A 12,683-nucleotide genomic window follows, 5' to 3' on the forward strand; every position below is an offset into this window, starting at 1 on the left:
TGCGGGGCGGCGCGGGCCTGGGTGAACCTCAGGTAAACACCGCCCTGAAATATTCTGGCAAGGTCGCTAGAAGCCCATGCTGGTAACGAACAGCGCCCGTGAGCACAGAATCTATCCGATATAATTAACAGAATTAGTTTTGTACCCGTTTAAGGAGAGAAAGATGGCGGGAAACCCGCTTCTGAATTCAATGACGAAGAATGTCACTCAGGGTGACTCTCGTTTCGGTCGTTTTGGTGCGCAGCCGCAGCAGACCAGCCAGCAGGCGCAGTACGGTCAGCAGGCACAGTACGGTCAGCAGCAGACCTATGGCCAGTACGGTCAGCAGTATGATCAGCAGGGCTACGGCCAGAACACCTACGGCCAGCAGCCCTATGGCCAGCAGTATGGTCAGCCCCAGTACGGTCAGCAGGCACAGTACGGCCAGCCGTACGGTGAGGCTGACTACGGCGTAGCAGCCCCCACCTACTCGGAGCCCATCCCCGCCGGTGAGCGCCTGACCATGAACGATGTCTTGGTTAAGACCGGTATCAACCTGGGCCTGGTCGCTGTCGGTGCCGCTGTTGCATGGAATGCACCGGTGCTGCTGCTCCTGGGCATGGTTGGCGGTCTGGTCCTGGGTCTGGTGAACTCCTTCAAGAAGAAGGTTTCCCCGATTCTGGTCATGACCTACGCGCTCATGGAAGGTCTGCTACTCGGTGGTCTGTCCGCTGTTGTGGATATGCGCTACCCCGGCGTGGCAGTTCAGGCGGTTCTGGCAACCCTCGTGGTTGCGGGTGTGACCCTGGCTCTCTTCGCCAACGGCAAGATTCGCACCACCCCCAAGCTGAATAAGATTTTCATGATTGGTGCGCTCAGCTACCTGGGTTACGGCCTGGTGTCCATGCTGACCGCGGGTATCTTCGGTTCCTCGCTGAACAGCTTCTCTATTGGTGGTATTCCGCTGGGCCTGGTGGTTGGTCTGTTCGCTGTTGCGCTGGCAACCTACTCGCTGCTGCTGGACTTCACCACCACCTCCGAGGCTGTGGAGGCTGGCCTGCCCGAGCGTGAGTCTTGGCGCCTTGCTTTCGGCCTGACCGCTTCTCTGGTCTGGCTGTATGTTGAGATCCTGCGTGTTCTCATGTACCTGGCAAGCATCTTTAGAAACGACTAAAGCTCACTTTGAGGCGGCGGTACCGTGATGGTGCCGCCGCCTTTGCCGCTTTACTTCCCCGATGTATCGAGGCGCAGGGGAGGGGCGCAACAACATCACCACATACCGCCTCCGCTGGGGCAGCCGAAGCTGCCCCGCGCGGGCGCGACACCGATAACGATTTGGAGACACCGTGAAAATTACACCTGTTGCAGAAGAGCATGTAGCCGAGGAGGAGCGCGGCTACCGGGTGCCTTTTGCTATGGAAGTTGCTGGTGCTTGGGCGTGGCGCATCATTATGATTGCCGGTGCCGGTTGGATCCTTTGGAAGGGCCTGGGGCACGTCTCCCTGCTGGTTATTTCTCTTCTGGTGGCTCTGCTGCTGGCGGCTCTGCTGAGCCCCGCCGTGATGCTTCTGCGTAAGAAGGGCGTTCGTGCCGGTGGCGCGGCGGCTATTGCCGAAATCGGTATGATTCTGGTGCTCGCCGGTATTATTTCGCTGACCGGTCAGCAGATTCTGCGCGGTTTTGTGTCCATGGCGGATAAGGCGATGCAGGGCTACCAGCAGCTGATTGGTTGGCTGAAGAACCTCGGCTACGAGTTCGGTGCAGACCAGCTGAACCAGCTGCTGGAACAGATGGAGAGCGCTGTAACCAATAACCCCAGCTCCGTGCTGCACGGTGTGTCTCAGGTGGGTTCGACTGCGGCTGAGGTTGCAACCGGCACCCTGCTGACCCTGTTTACCCTGGTCTTCTTCCTGATGGAGGGTGAGCGTATCTGGCTGTTCGTCACTCGCCTCTTCCCGAAGGACGCGCGTGCCGCAGTCAACGGTGCGGGTCGCGCGGGTTGGAAGTCCCTGGGTGCGTACGTGCGCGTTCAGATTCTGGTGGCGGCTATTGACGCTATCGGCATCGGTATTGGTGCCGCAATTCTGGGTGTTCCGCTGGCTATCCCGCTGGGTGTGCTGGTCTTCCTCGGCTCCTTCGTTCCGGTGATTGGTGCCCTCATTTCCGGTGCTGTGGCTGTGCTGCTGGCGCTGGTTGCTCTGGGCCCGGTGCAGGCGCTGATTATGCTCGGTATTGTTCTGCTGGTTCAGCAGCTCGAATCCAACATTCTGCAGCCGCTCATTATGGGTAAGGCTGTCTCCCTGCACCCGCTGGCTGTTATTTTCTCGGTGGCTGGTGGCTCCATGATTTTTGGTGCGGTGGGTGCTCTGTTCGCCGTGCCGACTCTGGCTGTGGTCAACGCGGTGGTGCGTTACCTGGCGAATCGTGACTGGGAGAAGGAGGCGCCTCGTGAGGAGGAGTTCCTCTTCCCGCACGAGGTGGCTCGCCGCGAGCAGGCTGAGGAGAAGGCCCAGGAACGGCAGGAGAGCGTCAAGAATCTGGCCTCCCGGGTGCCGAGCCGTCAGAAGGCTGAGGAGCCTGAGAACCAGGCTTCCGAGGCTTCGGACTCCTCCGAAGACTAGGGGCCTGCATCGAGCGGGAGGTTTTGGCGTAGGGCACCCCGCCACCCTCGATAACGCACCGCTAACTCGTCCCGGCGATACCGCCGGCCGCGATGCCGTCTACGGCGGTGTCTCGCCAGGGGGCTACTTGCGACCGGGTAGCCCCCTTCGCTGTACCCATCCTCTAAAATGGGATGAGCAATACATCACCATCCCGCGCCCGCGGGACAACGCACCGTCAGAATGGAAAACCCGTGAGCGTAGATCTCGACTCCCTGCCCGTGACCATTACCGATATTGAACGTGCCGCAGAGCTGCTCGAAGGCGTTATTGAACGCACCCCGGTCGCCCATTCGCGTGCCCTGAGCCAGCGCCTGGGTTCCGAGGTGTTCTTCAAGTGTGAGAACCTGCAACGCGCCGGTTCGTTCAAGGTGCGCGGCGCGTATGTGCGCATGGCAAAGCTCTCCGAGGAGGAGAAGAAGCGCGGCGTCGTGGCGGCGAGTGCAGGTAACCACGCTCAGGGTGTGGCTCTGGCTGCTGACCGTCTGGGCATTAAGGCTCGCATTTACATGCCCCTGGGTGCGGCACTACCGAAGATTACTGCAACCCGTGATCACGGTGCTGAGGTTGAGTTGCACGGCGTGACCGTGGATGAGGCTCTGGCGGAGGCGAAGCGCTACGCCGAAGAGACCGGCGCGGTGTTTGTGCACCCCTTCGACAATGAAGACATTATTGCCGGTCAGGGCACTATCGGTCTGGAGATCCTGGAGCAGGTTCCGGACGTTGACACCGTGATTGTGGGTGTTGGCGGCGGCGGCCTGCTCGCTGGTCTGTCCGCTGCTATCCGCGCGAAGGAGCAGAAGCTCGGTAAGAAGATTAAGATTATTGGTGTTCAGGCAGAGCACGCGGCGGCGTACCCGCTGTCGCTGGCTGCGGATGCTCTGGTGCCGTTGAAGAAGGTTTCCACCATTGCTGACGGTATTGCGGTGGGCCGTCCCGGCCAGATGCCTTTCTCCATCATTAAGGAGCTGGTAGACGATGTGGCGACCGTGAGTGAAGACGATATCGCTCGCGCCCTGATCTTCCTGATGGAACGTAACAAGCTTGTGGTGGAGCCTGCCGGTTCGGTGCCCGTGGCTGCGCTGATGAACGGCAAGCTGAAGGAAGAGTACGGCGACCTGGGTACGGTCGTGTGCGTGCTCTCCGGCGGCAATATTGACCCGATGCTGATGCTGAAGGTGATTCAGCGCGGTCTGTCTGCGGCTGGCCGCTACATGACCGTGAAGATGATGCTGTCTGACCGTCCGGGTGAGCTGGCGACCATCTCCCGCATTATTTCCGAGAACGACGCGAACGTCACCGGTGTGGACCACACCCGCGTGGGTGGCTCGCTCTCCATGGGCGATGTGTCGATTACGATCGACATGGAAACCAAGGGTGTGGAGCATTGCCGCCAGGTGATTTCTGCCCTGGAGGATGCGGGTTTCAAGCCCATCATCGTCTACTAAGCCGATATATTTATTAGCCGACGAACTATAGTGTTGCCTCGAATCGGAAGGGTGGAGGCAACCAGATAGGCGCAAGCAGGCAGACAAAAAACAGTGCGGGGTGCTGACCGTTATAGTCAGCACCCCGCACTGTTTGTTTTAAATCTAGCGCTGTCTCTTAGCTCTAACTTCTTAGCCCAGGTAGGGGGTTGCGGAGATAATCTTGGCGCTCAGTTCCTTACCGTTCGGAGCGGTGTAGGTGACCTCGTCACCCTGCTTAGCGCCCATAATTGCGGCACCCAGGGGGGACTTCTCAGAGAAGACCTTCAGGTCGCTACCTGCAGGCAGAGTGTCCTCAATTTCGCGGGAGCCGAGCAGGAACTTCAGGGTGCGGCCAGCAACCTCAGCTTCGATAACCATGCCGTGTTCTACCACGCCGTCGTCAGCGGGAGTATCGCCGATGTGCGCGGTTTCGAGCAGGTGCTTGAGCTGCTTGATGCGCGCCTCGTTCTTAGCCTGCTCGTCGCGTGCCGCGTGGTAGCCGCCGTTCTCGCGGAGGTCGCCCTCATCGCGTGCCTGCGCGATGCGGTCAACGATTTCCTGGCGGTACGGGCCGGAGAGGTGCTCCAGCTCCTGAGTGAGGCGGTCGAAGGCGTCCTGAGTGAGCCATGCACCGGTGTTTTCAGCCATGCGTGTCCTTTGCTTATGCGCCGGCTCTGCCGGTGCGAAACGAATAAACCCGCTACCGCGTGCCGCGTTCAATACGCGGCGCTGCCGGTAACGGAATGAATCAACAGACCTATTCTAGAACACCGGAGGATTTTCGGCTGTTACGCCGGTCGTATCTTCCCCTCTGAGCGCATCTTCGTCGGTACGCACGCCGGTAGCTGAACACTCCGCCAGTATCAGACTGTTTCATGCCCGTGAATCTGCTGATATGACGGCATGTTTCACGATGTCACACGGCGTCATCTGCGCTAGTGTACCGGCGCTATCCTTGGGTATCATACGAGAAGCTACAACCGTAAAATTTCTGCCGTGTAGCGCTCGTATTCGCGAGTCACAGACACATCATCGACCCCCTGGCGCATCATCTAAAGGAGACCACCGTGAGCGAAGCCATTGAACAGCTGAAGGCAAACCTGCCGTCTCACCCTCCCGTGGACTCCCTCAAACCCCTGGAGGAGGACTACACCGGTCTGCGCATCCTCGCGGTGCACGCCCACCCGGACGACGAGTCTTCCAAGGGCGCCGGTACCGCCTCGGCGTATATTGCCCGTGGCGCCCGCTTCATGGTGGCGACGATGACCGGCGGCGAGCGCGGTGACATCCTGAACGAGGAGATCGATAAGAGCCCGCGTGCGCACCGCGACCTGCCGGGTCTGCGCCGTGCTGAGATGGCGGCTGCCCGCGAGATTATGGGTATTGAACACCGCTGGATTGGCTTCTTCGACTCTGGTCTGCCCGAAGGCGACCCCATGCCGCCGCTTCCCTTCGGTAGCTTTGGCACCATGCCCCTGGATCGTGCCGCCGCGCCGCTCGTGCGTCTGGTGCGTGAGTACCGCCCGCACATCATCATCACCTATGACGAGATTGGCGGCTACCCGCACCCCGACCACATCATGACCCACAAGGTTGCCGTGGAAGCATTCGAGAAGGCAGGCGACCCCGAGGCGTACGTGGGTGAGGGTGAGCCCTGGACCCCGCTGAAGCTCTACTACGACCGCGCGTTCAACCCCGAACGCACCCTCGCCCTGCACGAGCATCTGCTCGATACGCACGGTGAGAGCTTGCTGAGCGGCTGGATTGAGAACATCGCGCACCGCGCCTCCTCGGGGGAGGCACCTCGCCACGAGACTACGACCCGCATCCTGGTGACCGATCACTTTGAGCAGCGCGATCAGGCTCTGCTGGCGCACGCCTCGCAGGTGGACCCGAACGGCGTGTTCTTCGCCGTTCCCAGTGAGAAGCTGAAGGATATTTGGCCCTGGGAGGACTACACGCTGGCCGCCTCGCACGCTGAGGTTCAGCTGCCCGAATCTAGCCTGGACGAGGGCCTGAGCGACTACTACGTTATCTAGGCTGGGGTGCATCGCCCCGCGCGTTACAATGATGCCCTTCACCCACGATATGAGTCGTAGGTGAAGGGCATCATCCATTCTTAGGCGCGCGATGCGTGCAGCCCCTGTGCACAACCCCGAACGCCGCCACCAGATGCCACAAATTTTGAGCCGATTCTCAGCCCAACCGTGATGCCGATTGCCGCGAAGGTACGGCGCGGCGGCGTAGAATAAGAGCTTGGACTCTTTCGTTATGAGCCCGCTGAATTATCTGCCACGACAGCCGAATGAGGTATGAGCTATGAGCGCCAACGCCCTGCCCGTGATTACTGTGCACGGCCACGCCAGCAACCCCGGCACTGTCACTGAGCCTACCGTCTATGAGCAGGCTCTGGCGCGCTCGCTGAGCCCCGAATCCCTGCCGGCACATATTGGAGTGCTGGTGGACGGTAACCGCCGCTGGGCGGCTCAGCGCGGCTTGAGCACCCGTGAGGGCCACGCCGCCGGTGCGGAGCGAATTATTGATTTTCTGGCCTGGTGTACTGAGCTGTCGATTCCGCAGGTGAGCCTGTACATGCTCTCCACTGAGAACCTGAAGCGCCCCGAGAAGGAGCTGACCGGCCTGGTCGCTGTGATTGATGCGTTCTTGGTGCGTCTGGTGGAGTCCGCCTGCGGTCCGGTGCGCGCTATCGGCAATATTGACCTAATTCCTCCTCAGCTGCACGAGCGCCTGGATTGGGCGATTGAGCAGACTGCGCACCTGCCCGGTGTTCGCGTGAACATTGCGGTCGGCTACGGCGGCCGCCAGGAGATTGTGGACGCGGTCAGCTCGGTTCTGCGTGAGGCCGCCGCTGAGGGCGCATCCTTGGAATCGCTTGCCGAACAGCTGAGCGTGGAGGATATTTCTTCGCACCTGTACACCGCCGATATGCCCGACCCGGACCTGCTGATTCGCACTTCGGGCGAGCAGCGCCTGTCCGGTTTCATGACCTGGCAGAGTGCGTATTCTGAGTTTTACTTCTGCCGCGCCCTGTGGCCGGATTTCACACGCGTTGATTTTCTGCGTGCCCTGCGGGATTACGCGAACCGTTCCCGCCGCTTCGGTTCCTAGAACCTATGCGTTCTAGCGCCGCCGGCGCGTGTTTCTCGGCCGGCTGGCTGGCTGGTTCCTGGCTAGCAGCCTCCGGTAGTACAGCCTCCAGCAATACAGAATGGACGTTCTATGCTCGCTGAGCTTTCCCGCCTCTACAACGCTGGAGGCGCCTCCACAATTGCCGCTCTGGTGCTCGGCAGCTACCTGCTGTATTTTCTGTGGTGCGCCCTGCGGCTGTGGCGTATTGACGTGCGGGAGCACCGTCTGCCGCACCGCATCCTGATTCCTTTGGCTATTGCCACCTATACGGCGCTGCCGGTGTCTTTGCTTTTTGCCGGTCACCCCGCCGATATTTGGCGTGTGATTGGTGCCGGTCTGGTGCTGTGGTTCTGCTACCTGCTTCTACGTATCCTGTCTTTTGGCGCGCTGGGCCGCGGGGATGTGAAGCTTGCCGGCATTCTGGGCGGCGTGCTCGGGTACCTGTCCTGGGCGAATCTGGGCTGGGCGTCGCTGGTGACGTTCCTTGCCGGTGGCTTGGTGTCTTTGGCTCTGGTTCTGTTCACGAAGGCGCGCGGTAGCACCCGCATTGCCTTCGGTCCGTTTATGCTTCTGGGGGCGCTGGTGGCGTTGGCTGCTCCGGCGTATTCTCTGTGGTAGATTCCGAAGTAGGGTGACCGTCCGGCTAAATGGCGGGTTCGTTCTGTGTGCGGCCCGCGGCTGTTCGCTCTGCTCTCTAGCACCTATTTCTCGGCGGAACTGCCGGGGTTTTTGAAAGGTTGATGTTATGCCTACCCCTCCCTATATCCGTAAGCTGCGTGAGCGGATCGGTTCGGATTACCTGTGGCTGTCCGGTGCGACGGCTGTGGTGTACCGTGAGCAGGATTCTAAGGTGCTGCTGGTGCGCCGTAGCGATAACGGGGCGTGGACCCCGATTACGGGCATTGTGGACCCGGGGGAGAGCCCCGCGCTGACCTGCCTGCGTGAGGCGCAGGAGGAGGCGAACGTGCAGATTGAGGTGCTGGAGCTGGCGCAGGTGAAGGCTGACCCGCCGATGCAGTTCGGTAATGGTGACCGCTGCCAGTTCTTGGATCATACGTTCTTGTGCCGCTGGGTTTCTGGTGAGGCGAAGGTGAACGATGAGGAGTCTTCGCAGGTGCGTTGGGCGGATGTGTCTGACCCGGCGGAGCGTGCGTTGCTTTCGGAGCGGATGCTGGACCGTATTGATGCGGCGCTGAACTATGATGGCCACTGCCGTTTTGGTTTGGAGTCGGTGCCGCCGGAAGAACTCTAGACCGGCTACTGGGACTAAATAAAAGCCGCTGATTGAGGCGTGTATATGCAGGAGGGGCGACCCGCCGTCGTGGCGAGTCGCCCCTCCCAGTATTTTTATGACAGTTTGTTACATGTTATTGGGTGGTTCTTCCTGTTTTTCTGTGGGAGTGGGGGTCTGGAAGCCTAAATGTTGCCGTGGTTCTATTTTGTTTTTGTCTTTTTTACTTTAAGTTGTGCCTGTGCATCGAGTTATGAGTGGTGTACATGAGATGCTTTATATATGACGCGGGTTACATTGGGAGTGACGGCCCCGTATTAGTCAGTAACCCGAGAAAGATTCGTTCACGTGATGTTCTGGTGAGCGTAGTCGCTTTCCTTTTACCCTGCCTATAAATCTTTAAGGCATGCCATTTTTCTGTGAACTAGGCTCATTGTGTTCATCGCAATTCTTGGTCGCTATTTCGAAGCGTCCTGGAAGGAGCAAAGCATGACAACACACAAAATACCCTGGAGAATCTACATAGCCCTTATCGGCTCTCTGGTGGGTACAGGAATATATTCCTTCGCCCTACCCATTGCGATTCTCGCTAGTACAGGCGAAATTGGGCTGGCTGGCGTAATGGCGGTAGCCATGCAAATCCCCAATATCGCCTTGGCATATCCACTAGCAACCCTATCGGATAGTCTGCCTCGAAAACCTATGATTGTGATTGCCGGGGCAGTAAACATCCTCAGCATCCTTACCTTGGCGTTGATGATTGAGCAGCATATGCTGTCATGGTTCGCCATCGCCGCACTAGGATTTGTGAGTGGTGTCTTCTCTGAGCTGGCTGCTGCCTCAGAAGCAGGATATATTCCGCAGCTTCTCGGACGAGAAAACCTTCTTTCGTACAATGCACGTCGTGAAATTTGCGAGGGAATATCCGCAATCATTGCGCCCCCTACAGCAGGATTTATTGTTCTTGTCGCGGGTGCAACGGTCGGTCTTATCGTCCCGGTGCTCCTTTTCGGGGCGGCAACTATTTCATACGCAACGTTGCCATCCGTAGAGATGGAAACTAAAACTGAGCAACGCGAAACCGCGCAACATGGGTTTATTCACCGCATGTTTGACGGTATCCAATACATGTTCTCCGGCGCCCCACAGAGACTTATCCTTGTCTACACGTTCTTCTTGGCGGCAGCTACGGCATCGTATTCACTTATCATTATTTACCGCCTGTATGAGGAGCTCACTTTTGAAGCCTCAGTGGTAGGCATGATTATGGCCTGCAGCGGTATCGGTGGTATCGTCGCGGCGCTCATCATCGATCGTTTCCTCTCTTTCGAGAACACACGAGGAATGCTGCTGGTCGCCAATGTCGTATCCCTGCTCGGAATACCGCTCGTCACCATCAGCAATAACCCTGTAGTGCTCGGCGCCCTGCTCTTCATCCTGGACGTAGGATGGGCATCAGCTTTCATCTTCTCCAATAATCTGCGTGACTGCATTACACCGAATGAGCTACTGGGGCGTGCCAGCTCCCTTGACGGTGCCGTGTTTGGGCTAGGAACGCTGTACTCCATGGGCGCGGTAGCACTGATGCTTGACCATCTCGGCTCCTTCAACGCTGCGCTTGTCGTCAGTATCCCGGCTGTACTCTGCCTCATCTACACGCTGGTCCACTATAAACAGTTCAAAGTGTTCAATATTGTTGAACAATAGTGAGAACCCGCTACCAACTCAATGACGGAGCAGAGAACACATACAGAGGGAGGGGCGACCCGCCGTCATGGCGAGTCGCCCCTCCCTCTATGGTTAAGCCGCGAACCTCAGCGAGGTGCAGGCAATTGAGGTGCTGGAGCTGGCGCAGGTGAAGGCTGACCCGCCGATGCAGTTCGGTAATGGTGACCGCTGCCAGTTTTTGGATCATACGTTCTTGTGTCGCTGGGTTTCTGGTGAGGCGAAGGTGAACGACGAGGAGTCTTCGCAGGTGCGTTGGGTGGATGTGTCTGACCCGGCGGAGCGTGCGTTGCTTTCGGAGCGGATGCTGGACCGTATTGATGCGGCGCTGAACTATGACGGTCACTGCCGTTTTGGGTTGGAATCGGTGCCGCCGGAAGAGGACTAGCCAAGCGAGGGTTGCCCTCCGCCCTGCGCGAACGAGACCCGACTTTATGCCAAGTTGATACACCCTAAGTGTTATAAAAACAAGACCTTCTTTGACGAGGAAAGAGTGCTATTCTGAGGGGATACACAGCGTTCCCCCATCGGGCCGTTGCACCCCGTGGAACGCCAACGAAAGAGGGTAATTATGAACTTGGCAGAACAGATTGTCGCACAGCTCGTCGAGGCCGGTGTCACGCGTATCTACGGCGTGGTGGGCGACTCCCTGAACCCCATCGTGGACGCAGTGCGCGCCTCCGGCGGCTCGAAGAACGGCGGTATCGACTGGATTCACGTGCGCCACGAGGAAGCCGCGGCCTTTGCCGCAAGCGCCGAGGCCCAGGTGACCGGTAAGCTGGCCGTGTGCGCCGGCTCGTGCGGTCCGGGCAACACCCACCTCATCAACGGTCTCTACGATGCCAACCGCTCCCACGCTCCGGTGCTGGCGATTGCTTCCCACATCCCCTCCGGCCAGATTGGTAGCGGATACTTCCAGGAAACCCACCCCGAGCGCATCTTCGAGGATTGCTCGGTCTACAACGAGATGGCAGTCTCTGGCCACCAGACCCTGCGCATCATCAACTCCGGTATGCGTCACGCTATCGCCCGCCGCGGTGTGGCCGTCGTATCGATTCCCGGCGATATTGCCATCCAGGATGCCGTTGACCACGTGCCCGCATGGGGCGACTACCGCCCCGGCACCATCGTCCCCGATGAGACCACCGTGCGCGACCTGGCCGATCGCATCAACGCGGCCAAGAAGATTTCGATTTTCGCTGGTGCCGGTGTGGCCGGTGCACATGATGAAGTCGTTCAGCTGGCCGACCGTGTCGCGGCTCCCGTGGGCCACACGATGCGCGGTAAGGAGTACATCCAGTACGACAACCCCTTCGATGTGGGAATGACCGGTCTGTTGGGCTACGGTGAGGCCGCAGAGGGTATGAAGGACTCCGACCTGATGCTCCTGCTGGGTACCGACTTCCCCTACGACCAGTTCCTGCCCAACGTGCAGACCGTTCAGATTGACCGTGCCGGCGAGGTGTTGGGCCGCCGTACCAACGTCGACCTGCTGATTGAGGCTGACGTTGCCGCAACCCTGAAGGCCGTTCTGCCCCTCGTGCAGCGCAAGAGCGACCGCTCGTTCCTGGAGAAGCTCCTGAAGAAGAACGAGAAGATCATGACCAAGGTCGTCGGCGCCTACACCCACAACCCCACCAAGGGCAAGATTCACCCCGAGTACGCCGCATCCGTGCTGGATGAGCTGGCCTCCGATGACGCCATCTTCACCGCGGACACCGGCATGTGCAACGTGTGGACCGCCCGCTACATCACCCCCAACGGCAAGCGCCGTCTGCTGGGTTCCTTCCTCCACGGCTCCATGGCGAACGCCATGCCTATGGCCCTGGGCGCCCAGATTGCCGAGCCTAACCGCCAGGTCATCTCGGTCTCGGGTGACGGTGGCCTGTCCATGATGCTGGGTGATATTCTGACAGCGGTCATGTACGATCTGCCGCTGACCATCGTGGTGTTCAACAACTCCACCCTGGGCATGGTGAAGCTTGAGCAGCTGGTTCAGGGCTTCGAGGACTTCGGCGTGGATGTGCCGCTCGTCAACTACGCCGACATCGCAACCGCCGCTGGTTTCCAAGCTCAGCGTGTTGAGAAGGCTGAAGACCTGGAAGGTGCGCTGCGCAACGCCCTGGCTCACCGCGGCCCCTCCCTGGTCGAGATCATTACCGACCCCAACGCTCTGTCGATGCCGCCCGAGGTCGAGGCCAAGCAGATCGTTGGCTTCGCCACCTCGCTCTCCAAGATTGCGCTGAACCGCGGCGCAGCGGAGGCCGTGGCAATGGCTCGCTCGAACCTGCGTAACATGTCCGCGTGGAGGCAGTTCAGCTAGTCCGTAAGGGATGCTTAACGCTCCCGGAGGGGCCCGTCGAAAGGCGGGCCCCTCCGTCGTATCTACTACCTTTGCGCACGTGGGAGGCAAGACGAACATAAGAAATCGGGTGTGACGATACCGTAGGAACAGTAGCGCCACACCCG

11 protein-coding genes are annotated in these 12,683 nt (G+C 59.4%); 10 read left to right on the forward strand and 1 reads right to left on the reverse strand.

Annotated features, from left to right (window positions below):
* Positions 1-163: 163 nt before the first annotated feature.
* The 3 genes from HMPREF2919_RS07795 to ilvA all read left to right on the forward strand — a co-directional run bounded on the left by HMPREF2919_RS07795 (position 164) and on the right by ilvA (position 4,087).
* Positions 164-1,153, forward strand: coding sequence for a Bax inhibitor-1/YccA family protein (locus HMPREF2919_RS07795; protein ID WP_049346804.1), 990 nt, complete (start codon positions 164-166; stop codon positions 1,151-1,153).
* A 172-nt stretch (positions 1,154-1,325) separates the two neighbouring features.
* The gene (locus HMPREF2919_RS07800) at positions 1,326-2,600 is read left to right on the forward strand and encodes an AI-2E family transporter (RefSeq protein ID WP_070594009.1); all 1,275 of its coding nucleotides are present in this window, start codon (positions 1,326-1,328) and stop codon (positions 2,598-2,600) included.
* A gap of 233 nt (positions 2,601-2,833) precedes the next feature.
* The gene (ilvA, locus tag HMPREF2919_RS07805) at positions 2,834-4,087 is read left to right on the forward strand and encodes a threonine ammonia-lyase (protein WP_070667094.1); all 1,254 of its coding nucleotides are present in this window, start codon (positions 2,834-2,836) and stop codon (positions 4,085-4,087) included.
* Positions 4,088-4,258: 171 nt separating this feature from the next.
* Here ilvA and greA read toward each other — a convergent pair whose 3' ends face one another.
* Positions 4,259-4,756, reverse strand: coding sequence for a transcription elongation factor GreA (greA, locus tag HMPREF2919_RS07810; protein ID WP_070507873.1), 498 nt, complete (start codon positions 4,754-4,756; stop codon positions 4,259-4,261).
* A gap of 419 nt (positions 4,757-5,175) precedes the next feature.
* Here greA and mca point away from each other — a divergent pair, with 419 nt between their 5' ends.
* The 7 genes from mca (at position 5,176) to HMPREF2919_RS07845 (ending at position 12,537) form a co-directional block, all read left to right on the forward strand.
* Positions 5,176-6,147: a mycothiol conjugate amidase Mca gene (gene mca, locus HMPREF2919_RS07815; protein WP_070667097.1), complete on the forward strand. Its 972-nt coding sequence runs from the start codon at positions 5,176-5,178 to the stop codon at positions 6,145-6,147.
* 280 nt (positions 6,148-6,427) lie between these two features.
* Positions 6,428-7,237 carry a polyprenyl diphosphate synthase gene (uppS, locus tag HMPREF2919_RS07820; protein WP_049354994.1) on the forward strand — a complete coding sequence of 270 codons (810 nt, stop codon included), beginning with the start codon at positions 6,428-6,430 and terminating at the stop codon, positions 7,235-7,237.
* A gap of 111 nt (positions 7,238-7,348) precedes the next feature.
* Complete coding sequence (locus HMPREF2919_RS07825) at positions 7,349-7,876, forward strand: prepilin peptidase (RefSeq protein WP_070667099.1); 528 nt, start codon at positions 7,349-7,351, stop codon at positions 7,874-7,876.
* 127 nt (positions 7,877-8,003) lie between these two features.
* Positions 8,004-8,510 carry an NUDIX hydrolase gene (locus HMPREF2919_RS07830; protein ID WP_070667101.1) on the forward strand — a complete coding sequence of 169 codons (507 nt, stop codon included), beginning with the start codon at positions 8,004-8,006 and terminating at the stop codon, positions 8,508-8,510.
* 468 nt (positions 8,511-8,978) lie between these two features.
* Positions 8,979-10,196, forward strand: a complete 1,218-nt coding sequence (locus HMPREF2919_RS07835; protein ID WP_070667103.1) for an MFS transporter — start codon at positions 8,979-8,981, stop codon at positions 10,194-10,196.
* Positions 10,197-10,311: 115 nt separating this feature from the next.
* Positions 10,312-10,602, forward strand: coding sequence for an NUDIX hydrolase (locus HMPREF2919_RS07840; protein WP_246822917.1), 291 nt, complete (start codon positions 10,312-10,314; stop codon positions 10,600-10,602).
* Positions 10,603-10,785: 183 nt separating this feature from the next.
* Complete coding sequence (locus HMPREF2919_RS07845; RefSeq protein WP_049350049.1) at positions 10,786-12,537, forward strand: pyruvate dehydrogenase; 1,752 nt, start codon at positions 10,786-10,788, stop codon at positions 12,535-12,537.
* Positions 12,538-12,683: the final 146 nt, after the last annotated feature.

Origin of the sequence: Rothia sp. HMSC068E02, assembly GCF_001813565.1 — a bacterium.
Classification (GTDB): domain Bacteria; phylum Actinomycetota; class Actinomycetes; order Actinomycetales; family Micrococcaceae; genus Rothia.